Annotated in this window: 21 protein-coding genes; 9 read left to right on the forward strand and 12 right to left on the reverse strand. The window is 38.2% G+C overall.

What is annotated here, in order from left to right:
* Window positions 1-32 precede the first annotated feature (32 nt).
* The 4 genes from APB85_RS07695 to APB85_RS07710 form a co-directional block, all read right to left on the reverse strand.
* A complete protein-coding gene (locus APB85_RS07695) occupies window positions 33-401 on the reverse strand; it encodes a helix-turn-helix domain-containing protein (RefSeq protein ID WP_057481890.1) in 369 nt (122 codons plus the stop codon).
* A gap of 9 nt (window positions 402-410) precedes the next feature.
* Window positions 411-707: a type II toxin-antitoxin system HigB family toxin gene (locus APB85_RS07700; protein ID WP_057481891.1), complete on the reverse strand. Its 297-nt coding sequence runs from the start codon at window positions 705-707 to the stop codon at window positions 411-413.
* A gap of 699 nt (window positions 708-1406) precedes the next feature.
* A complete protein-coding gene (locus APB85_RS07705) occupies window positions 1407-1598 on the reverse strand; it encodes a hypothetical protein (RefSeq protein ID WP_103294431.1) in 192 nt (63 codons plus the stop codon).
* Window positions 1599-1875: 277 nt separating this feature from the next.
* The gene (locus APB85_RS07710) at window positions 1876-2370 is read right to left on the reverse strand and encodes a hypothetical protein (RefSeq protein ID WP_103294432.1); all 495 of its coding nucleotides are present in this window, start codon (window positions 2368-2370) and stop codon (window positions 1876-1878) included.
* Window positions 2371-2587: 217 nt separating this feature from the next.
* Here APB85_RS07710 and APB85_RS07715 point away from each other — a divergent pair, with 217 nt between their 5' ends.
* A complete protein-coding gene (locus APB85_RS07715) occupies window positions 2588-3643 on the forward strand; it encodes an IS110 family RNA-guided transposase (RefSeq protein ID WP_057482355.1) in 1056 nt (351 codons plus the stop codon).
* Between the two features lie 336 nt (window positions 3644-3979).
* Here the strand turns inward: APB85_RS07715 and APB85_RS07720 are convergent, their stop codons facing one another.
* From APB85_RS07720 to APB85_RS07740, 5 genes are all read right to left on the reverse strand, one after another.
* Window positions 3980-4342: a hypothetical protein gene (locus APB85_RS07720; protein ID WP_057481885.1), complete on the reverse strand. Its 363-nt coding sequence runs from the start codon at window positions 4340-4342 to the stop codon at window positions 3980-3982.
* A 658-nt stretch (window positions 4343-5000) separates the two neighbouring features.
* Window positions 5001-5342 (reverse strand): HepT-like ribonuclease domain-containing protein, encoded by a 342-nt coding sequence (locus APB85_RS07725; protein WP_057481884.1) that lies wholly within the window; start codon window positions 5340-5342, stop codon window positions 5001-5003.
* Window positions 5332-5634 carry a nucleotidyltransferase domain-containing protein gene (locus tag APB85_RS07730; RefSeq protein ID WP_057481883.1) on the reverse strand — a complete coding sequence of 101 codons (303 nt, stop codon included), beginning with the start codon at window positions 5632-5634 and terminating at the stop codon, window positions 5332-5334. Before APB85_RS07730 ends, APB85_RS07725 begins: the two co-directional genes overlap by 11 nt.
* 187 nt (window positions 5635-5821) lie before the next feature.
* Window positions 5822-6094 (reverse strand): hypothetical protein, encoded by a 273-nt coding sequence (locus APB85_RS07735; protein WP_057481882.1) that lies wholly within the window; start codon window positions 6092-6094, stop codon window positions 5822-5824.
* A gap of 1 nt (window position 6095) precedes the next feature.
* Window positions 6096-6413 (reverse strand): hypothetical protein, encoded by a 318-nt coding sequence (locus tag APB85_RS07740; RefSeq protein ID WP_057481881.1) that lies wholly within the window; start codon window positions 6411-6413, stop codon window positions 6096-6098.
* Between the two features lie 542 nt (window positions 6414-6955).
* Here APB85_RS07740 and APB85_RS07745 point away from each other — a divergent pair.
* The 3 genes from APB85_RS07745 to APB85_RS17580 are packed head-to-tail and all read left to right on the forward strand — an operon-like array spanning window position 6956 to window position 8792.
* The gene (locus APB85_RS07745; RefSeq protein ID WP_317042967.1) at window positions 6956-7546 is read left to right on the forward strand and encodes a tyrosine-type recombinase/integrase; all 591 of its coding nucleotides are present in this window, start codon (window positions 6956-6958) and stop codon (window positions 7544-7546) included.
* Complete coding sequence (locus tag APB85_RS07750; protein WP_103294434.1) at window positions 7543-8667, forward strand: IS91 family transposase; 1125 nt, start codon at window positions 7543-7545, stop codon at window positions 8665-8667. Before APB85_RS07745 ends, APB85_RS07750 begins: the two co-directional genes overlap by 4 nt.
* Window positions 8668-8669: 2 nt before the next feature.
* Window positions 8670-8792: a hypothetical protein gene (locus APB85_RS17580; protein ID WP_255351501.1), complete on the forward strand. Its 123-nt coding sequence runs from the start codon at window positions 8670-8672 to the stop codon at window positions 8790-8792.
* Between the two features lie 168 nt (window positions 8793-8960).
* Here the strand turns inward: APB85_RS17580 and APB85_RS07755 are convergent, their stop codons facing one another.
* A complete protein-coding gene (locus APB85_RS07755) occupies window positions 8961-9467 on the reverse strand; it encodes a hypothetical protein (RefSeq protein ID WP_057482354.1) in 507 nt (168 codons plus the stop codon).
* Window positions 9468-9729: 262 nt separating this feature from the next.
* Between APB85_RS07755 and APB85_RS07760 the strand changes: the two genes are divergently transcribed.
* The 4 genes from APB85_RS07760 (at window position 9730) to APB85_RS17585 (ending at window position 13194) form a co-directional block, all read left to right on the forward strand.
* Window positions 9730-10806: an IS110 family RNA-guided transposase gene (locus APB85_RS07760; protein ID WP_057482356.1), complete on the forward strand. Its 1077-nt coding sequence runs from the start codon at window positions 9730-9732 to the stop codon at window positions 10804-10806.
* A 551-nt stretch (window positions 10807-11357) separates the two neighbouring features.
* Entirely contained in the window at window positions 11358-11948 is a 591-nt protein-coding gene (locus tag APB85_RS07765) for a tyrosine-type recombinase/integrase (protein ID WP_317042967.1), read from the forward strand.
* Window positions 11945-13069, forward strand: a complete 1125-nt coding sequence (locus APB85_RS07770; protein WP_103294434.1) for an IS91 family transposase — start codon at window positions 11945-11947, stop codon at window positions 13067-13069. The genes APB85_RS07765 and APB85_RS07770 overlap by 4 nt, the downstream gene beginning before the upstream one ends.
* Window positions 13070-13071: 2 nt before the next feature.
* Window positions 13072-13194 (forward strand): hypothetical protein, encoded by a 123-nt coding sequence (locus tag APB85_RS17585; RefSeq protein WP_255351501.1) that lies wholly within the window; start codon window positions 13072-13074, stop codon window positions 13192-13194.
* Window positions 13195-13365: 171 nt separating this feature from the next.
* On the opposite strand, the gene APB85_RS07775 is transcribed toward APB85_RS17585, so the two are convergent.
* Entirely contained in the window at window positions 13366-15006 is a 1641-nt protein-coding gene (locus tag APB85_RS07775; RefSeq protein ID WP_057481888.1) for an RNA-directed DNA polymerase, read from the reverse strand.
* A gap of 669 nt (window positions 15007-15675) precedes the next feature.
* Between APB85_RS07775 and APB85_RS07780 the strand changes: the two genes are divergently transcribed.
* Window positions 15676-16731, forward strand: a complete 1056-nt coding sequence (locus tag APB85_RS07780) for an IS110 family RNA-guided transposase (protein ID WP_057482355.1) — start codon at window positions 15676-15678, stop codon at window positions 16729-16731.
* Window positions 16732-17079: 348 nt separating this feature from the next.
* On the opposite strand, the gene APB85_RS07785 is transcribed toward APB85_RS07780, so the two are convergent.
* Complete coding sequence (locus tag APB85_RS07785) at window positions 17080-17547, reverse strand: DUF1905 domain-containing protein (RefSeq protein WP_103294435.1); 468 nt, start codon at window positions 17545-17547, stop codon at window positions 17080-17082.
* Window positions 17548-17642: the final 95 nt, after the last annotated feature.

Consider the following 17642-nt stretch of genomic DNA (forward strand, 5'->3'; position numbering starts at 1 on the left):
ATTGTTTGTTAACCGATGTTACCCTTTGTTTTTTACTTCGACAGCTGATAATTATTCACAAGCACTGAAGCGGAAATATGTAAAATCCGTTCTAATTCTCTAATCATATCTACCGTCAATCTTTTCTTTTTATTTAAAATTTCTGAAACTCTGCTTTTTCCTCCAATTACTCCAACTAAATCTTTTTGTTTAAGATTCATTTCTTCCATTCTTATTTTAATTGCTTCTATTGGATCTGGAGCTTCTATTGGATAATATTGATTTTCGTAATTCTCGATTAAGAGTGATAAAATTTCCGCTTCGTCGCCTTCTTTTGAATTTGAGTCAGCATCAAAAATTACTTCTAATCTTTCTAAAGCTTGTTCGTAATCTTTCTCTGTCTTTATAGGTTTTATTTTCATAATCTTATTTTAAATCGTGTCGGCATTAATTTTATCATACTCGGCGTGAGTTCCCACAAATCGTATAAACGCCCATTCTCTGTCATAGTTAAACTTAACAATCAGTCGATAGGAATTTCCTTTTATATTGAAAACTACTCTGCTATCTTTTAGAATGCTTGCATTTATATACGTTTCTTTAATATCGTTTGGAGACTTCCAATTTGATGATTTTGCAGTTTCATACCAGGTTTTTAAATATTGCTCGGAATCGGAATGTTTTTCCCAAAATTCACGTAGAGTTCTTTTTGCAATTATTCTTTTCATAGACTAATTTCTAAAACAAAGATAATTAAAAGTTCTCTATTTTAGAACATTTGTTGTCAATTTTTCTTTTGTGAAAATAAAGGGTAACGGTCACGGTTAAGGGAGGTAGCGTGTAGGGAAGAGCTAACTTGTCGGCTTAACCAGGTTTAATTTAGACTTCTAAAATATAGAATTTTAGCTAAACTCAAGCTATTTTCTTTAACCGATGTTACTTGCTGTAGCGACCCATTCGAGTAAGCACGGGAGATTTGCCGATCACCTTTTAGTTTTTATTCTTTGTCAGTCTTTTTCTTGTAGATTTTTAGAGTTTGAGTGATTATTTATTTTTCATTTTTTTTGCGCAAGAGTGAGGAATTTATTGTCTCTATTTTTTATTAAAATTACCTTCTAAAACTCTATTTAATTCTACGATTTTTAGTCCGTCAGAGTGAGTTTTCATTTTATTTTTTGTTGTCTTTTTTACTAAAATCTATCTTTTAGTTCGACTTTTATAAGTCCGCGTTTGAGTGAGTTTTTCTTATTAAAGTTCTCTTTTTCTGTCCGGAGCTATTGCAAGTAACGTCTCGTATAAAAACTGTGCGAGCTGGCGAGCTTGATTGTCCGCAGGACAATCCGCTAAGCAAGCGAGCAGGAAGTTTCGATTCGAGACAGGTTTGAGCATTGTTTTTATATATTGTTGCAAACTGTGCTTATAATTTTTCAATTAGGGTTATCGCCTTGCTTCTTGTTTTTAATCGAAAAATAACTCCATAGGGCTGCGATAACTGCGATTCCGACCACAATAAAAAAGGCATTATCCTCATACTTTTCGCTCATATAGTTATTCGGAATATAAGAGAGTGCAAATCCTATAATTACTCCTAAAATGATGAATATAGATTTTCTATTCATTTGTTTCTATTTAGATTAATATTAGATATTTCAATATTTATTGATATAAATTTTTAGTCAGTCGATAAATCTTTATTTCTGAATGAATTCTCCTTCCCCTAAATTTAAATTAGATTTTCACTCTACTTGACCGCATTGTTTGCAACGTCTCGTATAAAAACTGTGCGAGCTGGCGAGCTTGATTGTCCGCAGGACAATCAAGCGCAGCAAGCGAGCACGGAGTTTCGAATTGAGACAGGTTTAAGCATTGTTTTTATACAGTGTTGGCAACTGGCTTTTACCATTCGTTTTTTTCTTTGTAATATTCAATTCCATTAAACGCTGAAACTTTGGCAAGTTCAATAGAATCAAATTGTTTTTTTCCAAAATGCTCTCCAATCTTGCATTTAAATTTCTTGGTAATTTTGTCTTTGTAAATCAAAATATGATGGTCGTTTACCTTCAAAAACAAATTTCCGTTTTTGCTTACTTTCCATTCCTTTTTTGACCAATTTATCCGTCTTTGAGCTTTATTTCTTAGCCTTTGTTCGTGTTTTTGGGGATTGACATAGTCGTTGGTCATCTTTTCAGCACAAACACAACCAACTTTTAATTCATTTCCGAAATCTTTATGAGAAACTATATGTACAAATCTTATTCTTTCGTTATTGCACATCATACAAGTTTCATATTCGGTTTCTTCAACAGATTGTCCGTCTTCTCGAATGTCATTAACGTCTTCTAAAATCCAACCTTTATGTGGAATTCCAGAAGTATTCCAATAATTAGTCATTCAGTTTGAATTTTAACTCAAATCTCTTTTTTTCAGCTTGTTGCCAACGGTTTTGGCTATGATACGTTGCGGAAAAATCCGCAGGATTCTTTCCGCCATAGCCGAAAGATAGTAAATTGCAATGAAATTCCGTTAGGAATTTCAGCCGCAATGGATTATAGCATCAATGAAAAAGCAGTAATCGGTTATCTTTAAAATTCACTAAAACATTAAAGATATGGAAACCCGAGTTACTGCCTTACCAAAGTTATTCATTGGCCTTGATATCCACAAGTCAAGCTGGAAGATTCATTGTAGTACCGATCTTTTTTCAGGTAAATCCTTCAGTATGGAGCCACATTGCGAGATCCTTTATAAATATGTTCGAAAGCATTATCCGGATCACCAGGTTAGTATTGCCTACGAAGCAGGGTGCTTTGGCTATGCCGCACATCGGAAGTTTGAATCTTACGGATGGCAGTCTCTGGTAGTAAATCCAGCAGATATCCATCGTAAGGGTAAAGAACAGTATACTAAGACCGATCGTATCGATGCCCAGCTCATTAGCCGGGAACTCAAAGATGGTCGTCTGGAGAGTATCCAAATTGTTGGGGAAGAGCGAGAATGTTTTCGAAGTTTATTTAGAAGACGCTATAGTCTGAGCAAAGATCTTCGACGTATTAAAAGCATGATCAAGATGCAACTCTTGTACTTTGGGGTAAAGCTTCCTCGGGAATTTGATAACGACCACTGGAGCCATGCCTTTCGCACTTGGTTAGAAGTTCAGGAATTCTCCCATGGGACGGCTAACGAGAGTCTGGCTAGTAAACTTCGAAGTTTTCGATTTCTGGATCAGGAATTCCGACATATTTCTAATCAAATAAGAGCTTACGCGCGTACCCATTATAAAAAGGATTATTATTTGCTAAAGAGTGTTCCTGGGATTGGAGGTATCGTAGCAGCTGGTATTCTAGCCGAGTTAGGTGACCTGCGACGTTTTAATACCCTGAAGCATCTGGCTGGTTATGTTGGAATAGCACCTGGTATCTATCAGAGTGGGGCTACTTCTCGAACTACCGGGATGACCCCCAGGGCTCAGCGTTTAATGCGATCCTATTTTGTAGAAGCCTCTTGGCAGGCTGTACGAACAGATCCTATCATGCAGGCCTATTACCGTAAGCATGTTGGAAAAGATAGTAAGAAGATTATCATAAAGGTGGCCCATAAATTACTGAGTCGGACTTTAGCAGTTATAAAAACAGAAACTCCTTATGAAATAGGAGTGGTAGCATGAAAATAATATAAATGACCAAGCCCTAGACAAACTTATCCAGTACCACAAAACAACGGTGGTGACCATAGTGGATCACATTTTATTAGCAAGTGGACAGGATTATATAACCGGAATCATAGCGATGCTGGTGGCGTTTCAAAACCAAATGACCACAAATAGGAGCCCGGGCAGGTTATTAAGTATTGAATTATTGACAAGCAACTCGAGGAGTGAAAAGGCTTGTCAACAAATTCAACACTACAAAATCATCATCATAATGAGATAAGAGAAAATAAAATATTAAATTTGAGAGAAGCGATTATTGCTTTTCATAGGAGCCGTTGTTGTAACACGTTTTTATTTTATTTTAAATCTTGATAAGACCTCAAATACTTCACTTGCTTTTTTCTGTGCGTGATAATTAAAATGAATATGGTCAAATTCCACGAAGCCTTTCATTCCGTGATAAGGATAATCAGGAAGGCAAATTAGCAATGGTTCATTCTGATTTTCTTGAGACAAAACAGCTATCGGTTCATTAATAGCTACACTCCAAGTTGCTCTTCCTCCACTTATTTTCGGTAAATAATTAATATCTGAAATATATTTTAAAATTTCAGTTATTGTCCAGTTTGGTTCAGTATCAATTTCCAAAAAATGAGGTGCGTTAATATCATCTCCCATTGCAACGCTTTCACGTGTCAATTTAATTTTTTTCATATTCAGATTGCAATTTTGTTCAGATTTAAGGTTGTTTTTCCTTGTTGGTCAAATGTGTTACAACGGTTTGCGTATATGGTTTGTGGCGGGCAAAAATGCACAATTTTTTCAGTTAAGGTTTTACGTTTTTAAAAATACAAAAACTTTAGGTTTAGCACATAATCCGCCATAAACTATATACGCTGTTGTCTTTTCGTTGCGACACGTGTGCTTGGTTTTCAGAGTGTTTTTAAGCGTGGTATTCAGCGTTGCTTTTTTTGAGTAATTAATTCAAAGTTGAGTTTTTTTCAGTGTTTTCAAGTCAGATTATTCAGCGGTATTTTTGTCAGCGGTTGAGTCAAGTCGGCGCTGATAATTCAGTCGTGAGTGGATCAATCGCTGTGTGTTTGTCAACGTAATTTCGATTAAGATTGTCAGCGCATCAATCAACTTCAAATTCAGCAAGAACTTCGTAAAATGCAGCGCCTCTCGATATCAAAGTCTCCGATTTAATTTCAGCAAGAAATTCAATCGGAGCAATGAAAGACAACGGTTTGCGTATATGGTTTGTGGCGGGCAAAAATGCGTTAATTTTTCAATTAAACTTTTACGTTTCTAAAAAATACAAAAACTTTGGGTTTGGCACTAATTCCGCCATAAACTATATACGCTGTTGTGGCTAGTGCTTTTCCACTATGTTTTGGATTTCTTTTTTCAATTCTGGTAGTTCTCGTATTATTATCGTCCAAATAACTTCGTCAGAAATGCTATCATATTCGTGAGCGATTCTATTTCGAGTACCGATTATCTTTTGTGCGTTGTTGATTTGAAAATCAGATTCTTTGTGTTTTACTATTCGGTTTATTGCTTCTCCGATTATTTCAATATTTCTTTCAACTGCTTTTTTGGTTTTTAAGTCCTTTTGATACTCAAAGAAATCTCTTTTTTCGGGTAGAAACTCAAATATTTCGTCAATAGATTTAATTATGTCTTCAAACCAAGCATTAATTCTATTGTCCATAAATCAGAATTTTTGTGCTATCAAGCTCTTTTCTGAAAAATTGATTTTTTATTCCACGTTCTTCGATTAAGTCAATTTGTCGCTGAAGTAATTTTTCTAAATTCTCTTTGAGTTGAAAATATAAGTCCGTGTACTTAAACGGATCCGTTTCTTCAAAATCTACAACAAAATCGATGTCAGAATCGTCTTTAAAATCATCACGAGTCACAGAGCCAAAAGCAGAAAACGTTTTGACTTTGTATTGCTTACAAAGTTTCTTAATTCGATTAATGTTTTTTTCAGATATTTTCATAGGACAAAAATACTCAAATTTTAGTTCAAATCATTCTTTGAAAGTTTTTTTCAGCATTAGCCACAACGGTCTCGTATAACCGTCAGTTACGGATAAATATACGAAGTTTTTCGGTTTAGCACTGGCGTTAGCAATTCCGAGTGGATTCGGACGTAGTCGAATCCGCCGTAATTGCGGTTATACATTGTTACCTGCTGGCTTTATTCTTTATTTTATTCAGTCGCTGAAATATTCTTTCTCCTAAATCTATGTTTCCAACAAAGTCATCCCATTGGCAGGTTGGTGCGAACCAAACCCATAAATCCTCAATTACACTTTCATCTCCATTTTCCAATTTTTTTATTCGGTCAACAAGGTCAGAATGAAAGTCCTCTGCCGACAAATGTTCTCCAGAATAACCTCCTGAATATTCGGATAATATTTTTTCCGCCTTTTTTAAGTCAGTTATGAGTAAGCTCATTTTAGTCCGATTCGTGAAAATATTCATAAGCATATCCTTCTATTTCTCCACTTAATTGGTTTCCGTTTTCATCTTTTAAGTCATACATTTCTTGAATTCCACCAATTGAAGCACAACCGTCTAAACCTAAAAGAATCGTGTAAAAAACATCTGTCAGCGTACCATTTATAATTTTTTCCATTATTCCGTTCTGTTCGTCAGTCAAGTTAAGAGATTGAATTAATCGTCCAACTTCTGTTTCAGGATTTTCCGATAAATATTCTTTTAAAAAATCCTGTTTTTCGGTGTGAAATGACTTTACAAATTCTTCAGTGTTCATCGTTTTGTTCAGCTTGCAGGTAACGTCTCGTATAAAAACTGTGCGAGCTGGCGAGTGTAATTGTCCGCAGGACAATCCGCAGAGCAAGCGAGCACGACATTTCGATTAGAGACAGGTTTTAGCATTGTTTTTATATACTGTTGAACTAAACCTAAAGGTAGCTTCAAGAGATCGCTAAATCACTATTCACTACCTTTAAGTATCTCTAATTATAATATTTAAAGTTATGAAAAAAAAGTAGTACCCTCATTGACAGGGCCTGTAATTCTGTACCTGAGTTTGATCAGCTGTACCGTAAATTAAAGCGTTCCGTAGAACTAGCCGGTAAAAGTCAAAGTACCCTTACCAACTACTCCCGCTGCCTCGCGCATATGTCCCTCCATTTTAAATGTAGTCCCCTGGTTCTCGATGAAGAACAGGTTTTGGACTACCTGCACCTTCTAAAATCCCAGCACAAAACACCATCGGATAGTTTCTTTAAGCATACCATTTATGGCCTTCGCTATGCTTATCGTATCTCTGGAATGAAAGCAATGCGGGTCATGTTACCTTCCATTGAACGTCCCCACAAACTTCCAGTAGTGTTAAGCCGTAGTGAAGTAAAGCAACTGCTTAAAACGCCCAAACTGCTCAAGCACCGGTTGGTACTGGCAATGCTCTACGGTTGTGGCCTTCGGTGCTTTGAACTTCGCAGCCTCCAGCTCAAAGACCTGGATTTTGATCGTAAAATGCTTCACATCCGCCAGGGAAAAGGAAGAAAAGACCGGTATGTTCCATTATCCCAGATGCAGGTCCGTGGCCTAAAAAAATATATTGTTGTAGACAATCCTACCACCTGGTGCTTTAATGGCAACGACAGGAAAGGTGATCCAGCTCAGTTATCTGCCATGGGGGTGCAATGGATCGTTCGCGAAGCCCGTAAACACAGCGGGATCCAAAAAGAAATCACTACACATAGCCTTCGGCACAGCTATGCTACCCACCTTTTGGAGATGGGATTGGATATTATCAGTGTCAAAGATCTATTGGGACACGCAGATATCCAAACCACCCTCACCTACCTTCATGTGGCACAACTAGGTAGGCAAAAGCCATTCAGTCCGTTGGACCGGCTCTATAAAGAACAGGCGTGAAACCTGCTGCCTATGAGGTGGCCCAGGTCCTGGAAAGGAACACGGAATCTTTATCCAAATATTGTTACAACAGCTGGCAAACAAGAACCCTTCACGCCTTGCGCAAATGCCGCACTGCTGCCCTGGGTGGCCATATAGACCGCTGCAACAATCCTTCCTGCCATAGGCTTCACCTTAGTTATAATAGTTGCCGGAACCGCCATTGCCCCAAGTGCCAGGGACATAAAAAGGAAGCATGGATCCGGGCACGGGAAGAGGAACTTCTTAATGTACCTTACTTCCACGTGGTTTTTACCCTACCCAAGGAACTTAACCGCCTGTGCCTTTACCGGCCGGAACTGCTATACAGGTTATTGTTCAAAACCGCATGGCAGGTGATTCAGGGTTTTGCATCCAACCATAAATTTTTAGGTGCCAAACCCGGAATGATCGCCGTCCTGCATACCTGGGGAGAAAACCTGTCTTTGCACCCACACCTGCACTGTATTGTTCCCGGCGGTGGCATTGCCCAAAATGGTAAATGGAAACCTGCAAAAAGCAAAGGCAAATACCTGTTCCCGGTTAAGGCTATGAGCAAGGTTTTTAGGGCTCGTTTTGTGGCTTCACTTCGCAAGGAACTGGAACCACAACCCAAAGACTTCTACGAAAGCCTTTTTAAATATGATTGGGTAATCTACTGCAAACAACCCTTTTTAGGTCCCACCCAGGTGGTGGAATACCTTGGCCGCTATACTCATAAGATCGCCATCAGTAATCATCGAATTAAAAACCTGGATAATGAAAGCGTTACATTTTCTGTGAAGGACTACCGCCGCGCAGGAAGAAAATCCTTGTTACGTTTATCCGATGCAGAGTTCATCAGACGGTTCGCACTTCACATACTTCCCAAAGGATTTGTTCGCATACGGCATTATGGAATCTTGAGTTCCTATCATAAAAAAATCACCCTTACCCAGCTACAGCAAAGTCTGGGACGGGTACAACTCACAGAGCGTAAACCACTTCAACACCGCCTGTGCCCGGTATGCAAGAAAGGAAAATTGGTGACCCTTACTACCTTTACCCCGCGAGGCCCACCAGGATACTGGACGGAAAAACTAAGAAAGCAATCAAATAAATAAGTATGAAAAACGATCCTTCCGGGCGTAACAGGAAACCTATGGCTCAAAACGATCAAAATTGTATTAAATCCTATAAGTATCAGGGAAAAACCATAGTAAAAAGCAGCTTGACCTTAGGTCAATAGCCAAAAGCCGATATCTTGCATAGAGGCTAGGTCTACTATCCGACAAATACTACCTCCTAAAAACAGACTAATCCCCATATATGGCTGACCGGCAAAGAAACGGTTTAGTCAACAGGGCGTTCATGTTCGGCCGTTCCGGCCACACGAACGCTTAGTTATTAGCAATAGTTATTTATTCAGATTCTTCTCGAACTTTTTCAGAGTGATTTTGTTTGTTCGTTTTGTATAGTCTCCATAAGCAACAGCATTTTTAAAATCAACTTTTAGATAGTCCACAAAACAAGAAAAGAATTCATAATCCGTCTTTGATTCATTTTTATTGGGTGCCGTAATCAGATTTGGAGCAATTAAATAGTATTCTCCAATTTCAAAATTTGCTGTATAGGGTCTACATAGAGCACCGTCATCTCCCCAGATTTTTATCATTTTTCTTGAGTCTTTGCCTTTATATTTCTTAATTATCTCTACTGTCATTGAGGATGGCATTTTTCCTTCATATCCAGGAATATTCTCTTCAAGATAATCCGAGAATTCCACCACTTTTACCAAGGCTACAAACTCCATTCCCTCCGAAATACTTTTAAATGTACAATCTCCCGCGCATTCACAATCACAAGCAGAAGTCTTCGTTGAAAAGAGGAAAAGAGTAATAGTCAGAAATAGGATTTTTTTCATCAACTTTTCTAATTATTGCCAACGGTTACGGTTCGTATGTTAGCTTTATCGAGGTAATTTAGCTAAAAATAGGAATTAATAATTAAACCAATGGAAGGGATAATGAGGTTTCGGTAGATACATTTTATTTAATGATATCGTGCGATAGAAATTCCACCCTTCCATTTTTCTCTCAGAACTTGAACAGTACCTGGATCCTTTTTAGAGATCGTATCAAAGACGAGCAAAAGTGATGGAGAATTGGGTTTATAATTAAACAATTATGGAGCACCACATTTTAAAAGTAGCCTTGGGAGTAGATGTATCTAAAGATAATCTGGCCGTCTGTCTTTGCCGCCTAACGGTTAACCTAACAAAAGAGTTTGAAGATCCTTTTGAAGTTAGTAATGATCTTCCCGGATTTAAAAAACTAATACGATGGCTTGATAAGCAAGTAGCCTCTCGTGAGAATCTGTGGATTGTAATGGAATCTACAGGTATCTATCATGAAGCCTTTGTGTACTACCTCTATGAAGCTGGTTTTAATGTGAGCGTGATGCAATCTGGTCGTGTTAAGCGTTATGCCCAAAGTCTGGACCAAAGATCCAAAACTGATGCATTGGATAGCCGTATGCTAGCTATGCTTGGCTGTGAACGAGCATTACCTTTATGGACACCACCTGATCCAATTTTAAGAGAATTAAAAGGTCTTAGTAGGGAACGTTCATTTTTGTTAAAGGAGAAGCAAATAGAAAAGAATAGGCTTCATGCTAGTGAACATTCTGTATACAGCAACAAACGAGAATTAAGACGTTATAAACAACGCTTAAAATTGATTGCTAGGCAATTGGAGGAAATAGAGAAAGAGATGATGGAATTGATCAATGCCAGCTCTTATTTAAAGGGTAGAATAAAGCATTTGGAAAGTATTCCGGGAATCTCTTTTGTGTCTGCAGCTACGGTAGTAGGTGAAACCTTAGGTTTCACTGGTTTTACCAACGCCAAGCAACTTACGAGTTACGCAGGGTTTGATGTAGTGCTGAAAGAATCTGGAGCTTATAAAGGCAAGACCAGAATTAGTAAGAAAGGGAATAAAAATATCCGTCGGGCACTTTATATGCCGGCGATGACCGCTGTTCGATGTAATCCCACATTGAAGAAGTTCTATGAACGCGTGAAACCTACTAAGGCTAAACCTATGATTGCTTTGGTGGCGGTAGAGCGCAAGTTATTAGTACTGATGTACAGCTTATGGAAGAATGAGATCAATTATGATCCGGAATATGAACAAAAAAAGACAGCAAGAACCGAAGTCCTTGCTGCACAGGATAGAAGCAATTTAGCATTGACTTCTTCCTAAAACTTTAATCAAAAATATTTGTTTTATAACACAGTACCTATCGCAAGTTGCGGGAATAGGGACGCGGACTTGTCGGCTTAGTTATTTTCTTTCTTGGTTTCTAAAATTACACTTTTACGACTAAACCCGTTATTTGCGATGAACCGATGTTGAACTAAACCTAAAGGTAGCTTCAAGAGATCGCTAAATCACTATTCACTACCTTTAAGTATCTCTAATTATAATATTTAAAGTTATGAAAAAAAAGTAGTACCCTCATTGACAGGGCCTGTAATTCTGTACCTGAGTTTGATCAGCTGTACCGTAAATTAAAGCGTTCCGTAGAACTAGCCGGTAAAAGTCAAAGTACCCTTACCAACTACTCCCGCTGCCTCGCGCATATGTCCCTCCATTTTAAATGTAGTCCCCTGGTTCTCGATGAAGAACAGGTTTTGGACTACCTGCACCTTCTAAAATCCCAGCACAAAACACCATCGGATAGTTTCTTTAAGCATACCATTTATGGCCTTCGCTATGCTTATCGTATCTCTGGAATGAAAGCAATGCGGGTCATGTTACCTTCCATTGAACGTCCCCACAAACTTCCAGTAGTGTTAAGCCGTAGTGAAGTAAAGCAACTGCTTAAAACGCCCAAACTGCTCAAGCACCGGTTGGTACTGGCAATGCTCTACGGTTGTGGCCTTCGGTGCTTTGAACTTCGCAGCCTCCAGCTCAAAGACCTGGATTTTGATCGTAAAATGCTTCACATCCGCCAGGGAAAAGGAAGAAAAGACCGGTATGTTCCATTATCCCAGATGCAGGTCCGTGGCCTAAAAAAATATATTGTTGTAGACAATCCTACCACCTGGTGCTTTAATGGCAACGACAGGAAAGGTGATCCAGCTCAGTTATCTGCCATGGGGGTGCAATGGATCGTTCGCGAAGCCCGTAAACACAGCGGGATCCAAAAAGAAATCACTACACATAGCCTTCGGCACAGCTATGCTACCCACCTTTTGGAGATGGGATTGGATATTATCAGTGTCAAAGATCTATTGGGACACGCAGATATCCAAACCACCCTCACCTACCTTCATGTGGCACAACTAGGTAGGCAAAAGCCATTCAGTCCGTTGGACCGGCTCTATAAAGAACAGGCGTGAAACCTGCTGCCTATGAGGTGGCCCAGGTCCTGGAAAGGAACACGGAATCTTTATCCAAATATTGTTACAACAGCTGGCAAACAAGAACCCTTCACGCCTTGCGCAAATGCCGCACTGCTGCCCTGGGTGGCCATATAGACCGCTGCAACAATCCTTCCTGCCATAGGCTTCACCTTAGTTATAATAGTTGCCGGAACCGCCATTGCCCCAAGTGCCAGGGACATAAAAAGGAAGCATGGATCCGGGCACGGGAAGAGGAACTTCTTAATGTACCTTACTTCCACGTGGTTTTTACCCTACCCAAGGAACTTAACCGCCTGTGCCTTTACCGGCCGGAACTGCTATACAGGTTATTGTTCAAAACCGCATGGCAGGTGATTCAGGGTTTTGCATCCAACCATAAATTTTTAGGTGCCAAACCCGGAATGATCGCCGTCCTGCATACCTGGGGAGAAAACCTGTCTTTGCACCCACACCTGCACTGTATTGTTCCCGGCGGTGGCATTGCCCAAAATGGTAAATGGAAACCTGCAAAAAGCAAAGGCAAATACCTGTTCCCGGTTAAGGCTATGAGCAAGGTTTTTAGGGCTCGTTTTGTGGCTTCACTTCGCAAGGAACTGGAACCACAACCCAAAGACTTCTACGAAAGCCTTTTTAAATATGATTGGGTAATCTACTGCAAACAACCCTTTTTAGGTCCCACCCAGGTGGTGGAATACCTTGGCCGCTATACTCATAAGATCGCCATCAGTAATCATCGAATTAAAAACCTGGATAATGAAAGCGTTACATTTTCTGTGAAGGACTACCGCCGCGCAGGAAGAAAATCCTTGTTACGTTTATCCGATGCAGAGTTCATCAGACGGTTCGCACTTCACATACTTCCCAAAGGATTTGTTCGCATACGGCATTATGGAATCTTGAGTTCCTATCATAAAAAAATCACCCTTACCCAGCTACAGCAAAGTCTGGGACGGGTACAACTCACAGAGCGTAAACCACTTCAACACCGCCTGTGCCCGGTATGCAAGAAAGGAAAATTGGTGACCCTTACTACCTTTACCCCGCGAGGCCCACCAGGATACTGGACGGAAAAACTAAGAAAGCAATCAAATAAATAAGTATGAAAAACGATCCTTCCGGGCGTAACAGGAAACCTATGGCTCAAAACGATCAAAATTGTATTAAATCCTATAAGTATCAGGGAAAAACCATAGTAAAAAGCAGCTTGACCTTAGGTCAATAGCCAAAAGCCGATATCTTGCATAGAGGCTAGGTCTACTATCCGACAAATACTACCTCCTAAAAACAGACTAATCCCCATATATGGCTGACCGGCAAAGAAACGGTTTAGTCAACAGGGCGTTCATGTTCGGCCGTTCCGGCCACACGAACGCTTAGTTATTAGCGATAGTATTTAATACGATGATTGACTATACATTAGTGCATCTTTCTGTTCATCTGTCAACTCTTCTTCTTTTTCTTTAGGTTTTGCAATTGGTTTAGCATTTTCTTTTTGTTCTATTTTCTTTGGTATTGGTTTTATTGGCTCAATCCTTCTACTATTATCATAAAACTCAACATCTCTTTGAAAAAGAATATCAAAGTATTCGTTATCTGAAATCGTATTTACTCCAGATGTTAACCATCCTTTCTTAATGCTTTCATACGTTAATAACCATTTATCGTCCATCAAAGAATCTGTAGTGAGATCTATTTCAAGATGGCTTGTGTCTACAGTTGAGTTAACTAATCCAGAATCCTTTAAATCCAAAACTATTAATATTGAACATATATCATTTGAGCTTAGAACTAAATCAGCATTTTTATTTGTAAGTTTTAGATTAAACTCTTTAAAGAGCCATAAAGACCAAGCTACTTCTGAATGATGGCCTTTAGGTGTATGTTCTTTAATAATATATTCTAAAACAGACTTTAGCCTAGATTTATCAACGTTTGAAATATTAGAAATTAATATTTTTGCAACGTCCATGATTACTGAAGGTTCTGTCATCATGGCTTTTAGCAAATATGATTGATACAACTCCCAGGAGTCTTTTAAAAAGAAAATATACTTAATTCTTGCTATTGCGAACTTTAATACAGATTCTTTTGGATTTTCTAGCTGATATTGAAAAGATAAGCTGAAGTATCTTTCTAAATCTATTTTTTGAGATTTTGGATTGTTTCTAAAAATGAAGGATCCCAAATTTATCGACCAATCAAACTCTAAAATTTGTGGCGATTTACTAATTTTAGTTTTTTCCTCATTAGCATCTAATTGATATTCGGTAAAAAGTCCTTGTAAAAATTTAAAAACTTTCTCTGCTTGAGCATTATCCTCTGTGTAAATGTAATAATCATCATAATACCTAAAAGCCTTTACCCAATTGAATTTACTCGCCAGAATTGCATCTAATTTACAGCAAATTATTTCGGCTACGATTAACGATGTATCGGGTCCTATGGGAATTCCTACTGTTTGACCGGAATTTGAAACTCTCAAATCTTTATCTAGCTTGTTCCCCAACATTGTTAAATTCGAACGATTTAATTTCGCTATTGGCTTAGTATGAACTAGCCAAGGAATACTATGAGTATAGATTGTCGCGTAAAACCTTGAAATGTCGGTTTTAACTTCATATAATTTATCGAAAGACTCGATAAATCTTTTTCTTTTGAAATCTGTAAAACTAAATTCTGGAACGTATGCCCTTTTATTGTCTGGATCTTCTACTGGCTTACTTGTCGAAAAATTGGAATCATCATATATATCCGTAATTTCTGTCCATTTGTCAATTATCGTTTCTGCTAATTCCGTTTGGTGTAATGGATTTGGTATTCCCAAAAGCCTCCTTGAAAAACCTATTTTGGGAAGGGAGTGTGTAACCCATCTTGATTCTCTAAATTTTTTCTTTTTTGGATTGGTCAGAGTTACGGATACCGATAACCAATCACATTTAATATCATCAATTTCGGCAGAGAATTGTTCAGTTTGAAATGGTGGCGGTAATTCTTTAGGAAAATATCCTTTTTGTAGTAATTCTTTTAAGTTCAAATTTTTGGTTTTAAATATTATCGCTAACGGTTTTGGTTAAGGGAAGTAGCGTGTAGGGAAAAACTAACTTGTCGGCTTAACCAGGTTTAATTTAGACTTCTAAAATATAGAATTCTAGCTAAACCTAAGCTATTTTCTTTAACCGATGTTACTTGCTGTAGCGACCCATTCGAGTAAGCACGGGAGATTTGCCGATCACCTTCTAGTTTTAATCTTTGTCAGTCTTTTTCTTGTAGATTTTTAGAGTTTGAGTGATTATTTATTTTTCATTTTTTTTGCGCAAGAGTGAAGAATTTATTGTTTCTATTTTTTATTAAAATTACTTTCTAAAACTCTATTTAATTCTACGATTTTTAGTCCGTCAGAGTGAGTTTTCATTTTATTTTTTGTTCTCTTTTTTACTAAAATCTATCTTTTAGTTCGACTTTTATAAGTCCGCGTTTGAGTGAGTTTTTCTTATTAAAGTTCTCTTTTTCTGTCCGGAGCTATTGCAAGTAACGGTTACGGTTATGGACAAGTAGCGGGAATAGGGACGCGAATTTGTCAGCTTAACCTTTTCCTTTCTTGGTTTTCTAAATTACACTTTTTCGGCAAAACCCGCTATTTGCTATAGCATCAATGAAAAAGCAGTAATCGGTTATCTTTAAAATTCACTAAAACATTAAAGATATGGAAACCCGAGTTACTGCCTTACCAAAGTTATTCATTGGCCTTGATATCCACAAGTCAAGCTGGAAGATTCATTGTAGTACCGATCTTTTTTCAGGTAAATCCTTCAGTATGGAGCCACATTGCGAGATCCTTTATAAATATGTTCGAAAGCATTATCCGGATCACCAGGTTAGTATTGCCTACGAAGCAGGGTGCTTTGGCTATGCCGCACATCGGAAGTTTGAATCTTACGGATGGCAGTCTCTGGTAGTAAATCCAGCAGATATCCATCGTAAGGGTAAAGAACAGTATACTAAGACCGATCGTATCGATGCCCAGCTCATTAGCCGGGAACTCAAAGATGGTCGTCTGGAGAGTATCCAAATTGTTGGGGAAGAGCGAGAATGTTTTCGAAGTTTATTTAGAAGACGCTATAGTCTGAGCAAAGATCTTCGACGTATTAAAAGCATGATCAAGATGCAACTCTTGTACTTTGGGGTAAAGCTTCCTCGGGAATTTGATAACGACCACTGGAGCCATGCCTTTCGCACTTGGTTAGAAGTTCAGGAATTCTCCCATGGGACGGCTAACGAGAGTCTGGCTAGTAAACTTCGAAGTTTTCGATTTCTGGATCAGGAATTCCGACATATTTCTAATCAAATAAGAGCTTACGCGCGTACCCATTATAAAAAGGATTATTATTTGCTAAAGAGTGTTCCTGGGATTGGAGGTATCGTAGCAGCTGGTATTCTAGCCGAGTTAGGTGACCTGCGACGTTTTAATACCCTGAAGCATCTGGCTGGTTATGTTGGAATAGCACCTGGTATCTATCAGAGTGGGGCTACTTCTCGAACTACCGGGATGACCCCCAGGGCTCAGCGTTTAATGCGATCCTATTTTGTAGAAGCCTCTTGGCAGGCTGTACGAACAGATCCTATCATGCAGGCCTATTACCGTAAGCATGTTGGAAAAGATAGTAAGAAGATTATCATAAAGGTGGCCCATAAATTACTGAGTCGGACTTTAGCAGTTATAAAAACAGAAACTCCTTATGAAATAGGAGTGGTAGCATGAAAATAATATAAATGACCAAGCCCTAGACAAACTTATCCAGTACCACAAAACAACGGTGGTGACCATAGTGGATCACATTTTATTAGCAAGTGGACAGGATTATATAACCGGAATCATAGCGATGCTGGTGGCGTTTCAAAACCAAATGACCACAAATAGGAGCCCGGGCAGGTTATTAAGTATTGAATTATTGACAAGCAACTCGAGGAGTGAAAAGGCTTGTCAACAAATTCAACACTACAAAATCATCATCATAATGAGATAAGAGAAAATAAAATATTAAATTTGAGAGAAGCGATTATTGCTTTTCATAGGAACCGTTGTTACCTGCAGTATTTATTCTACTGTTTAATTATTCTGATTAAGTAACAGATTGATATGGTGGTTTATTTGTTCAATTTGTTTGGCCTCTGTAGTTTTTGAAGTGATATCATCTATAATTTCTTTTTGTTCATTTTTATTTAATGATTTAAACGAATCCTTTACGCCTGCATCTTCAAAACATTTGAGAATTTCCGAATTGTTATTGATTCTGTCGTGTGTATGCAGGTATAAGGTTACGGTAACTTTATCACCACCACTTTTACCGATTGCATTTCTGATTTCTTCGTTTATTGAAATCATTTTATCTTCTTCCTTCCTTGGGGCCAAATTCATTTCTTTTAACTCGTAATCATCAAGTAAACCAGAAACTTTTAGCGAACCCCAAGTTCCATCTATATCGGCCGTATTTGGTATGACAATATGGTATGTCCAAGCTCCATTCCCTTTTTTATAGACTAATTCAAGCTTTTGATTATCGACAATTTTTTTCATTGTATTATTTATACTTTTTCTGATATTGCAGGTAACGGTCTCGGTTCGTATGTATGCGGCCCACTAACCACATCTTCTAATTTAGCATAATTTTA

It is taken from the genome of Salegentibacter mishustinae (genome assembly GCF_002900095.1).
Classification (GTDB): domain Bacteria; phylum Bacteroidota; class Bacteroidia; order Flavobacteriales; family Flavobacteriaceae; genus Salegentibacter; species Salegentibacter mishustinae.

Excerpts from the sequence above, each read along its gene's own strand:
- APB85_RS07780 (WP_057482355.1), top strand. The coding sequence starts at position 15,676 with ATGGAAACCCGAGTTACTGCCTTACCAAAGTTATTCATTGGCCTTGAT.
- APB85_RS07745 (WP_317042967.1), top strand. The coding sequence starts at position 6,956 with ATGTTACCTTCCATTGAACGTCCCCACAAACTTCCAGTAGTGTTAAGC.
- APB85_RS07700 (WP_057481891.1), bottom strand. The coding sequence starts at position 707 with ATGAAAAGAATAATTGCAAAAAGAACTCTACGTGAATTTTGGGAAAAA.
- APB85_RS07710 (WP_103294432.1), bottom strand. The coding sequence starts at position 2,370 with ATGACTAATTATTGGAATACTTCTGGAATTCCACATAAAGGTTGGATT.
- APB85_RS07760 (WP_057482356.1), top strand. The coding sequence starts at position 9,730 with ATGGAGCACCACATTTTAAAAGTAGCCTTGGGAGTAGATGTATCTAAA.
- APB85_RS17585 (WP_255351501.1), top strand. The coding sequence starts at position 13,072 with ATGAAAAACGATCCTTCCGGGCGTAACAGGAAACCTATGGCTCAAAAC.
- APB85_RS07720 (WP_057481885.1), bottom strand. The coding sequence starts at position 4,342 with ATGAAAAAAATTAAATTGACACGTGAAAGCGTTGCAATGGGAGATGAT.
- APB85_RS07785 (WP_103294435.1), bottom strand. The coding sequence starts at position 17,547 with ATGAAAAAAATTGTCGATAATCAAAAGCTTGAATTAGTCTATAAAAAA.
- APB85_RS07715 (WP_057482355.1), top strand. The coding sequence starts at position 2,588 with ATGGAAACCCGAGTTACTGCCTTACCAAAGTTATTCATTGGCCTTGAT.
- APB85_RS07755 (WP_057482354.1), bottom strand. The coding sequence starts at position 9,467 with ATGAAAAAAATCCTATTTCTGACTATTACTCTTTTCCTCTTTTCAACG.
- APB85_RS07705 (WP_103294431.1), bottom strand. The coding sequence starts at position 1,598 with ATGAATAGAAAATCTATATTCATCATTTTAGGAGTAATTATAGGATTT.
- APB85_RS07740 (WP_057481881.1), bottom strand. The coding sequence starts at position 6,413 with ATGAACACTGAAGAATTTGTAAAGTCATTTCACACCGAAAAACAGGAT.
- APB85_RS07725 (WP_057481884.1), bottom strand. The coding sequence starts at position 5,342 with ATGGACAATAGAATTAATGCTTGGTTTGAAGACATAATTAAATCTATT.
- APB85_RS07730 (WP_057481883.1), bottom strand. The coding sequence starts at position 5,634 with ATGAAAATATCTGAAAAAAACATTAATCGAATTAAGAAACTTTGTAAG.
- APB85_RS07735 (WP_057481882.1), bottom strand. The coding sequence starts at position 6,094 with ATGAGCTTACTCATAACTGACTTAAAAAAGGCGGAAAAAATATTATCC.
- APB85_RS07765 (WP_317042967.1), top strand. The coding sequence starts at position 11,358 with ATGTTACCTTCCATTGAACGTCCCCACAAACTTCCAGTAGTGTTAAGC.
- APB85_RS07695 (WP_057481890.1), bottom strand. The coding sequence starts at position 401 with ATGAAAATAAAACCTATAAAGACAGAGAAAGATTACGAACAAGCTTTA.
- APB85_RS17580 (WP_255351501.1), top strand. The coding sequence starts at position 8,670 with ATGAAAAACGATCCTTCCGGGCGTAACAGGAAACCTATGGCTCAAAAC.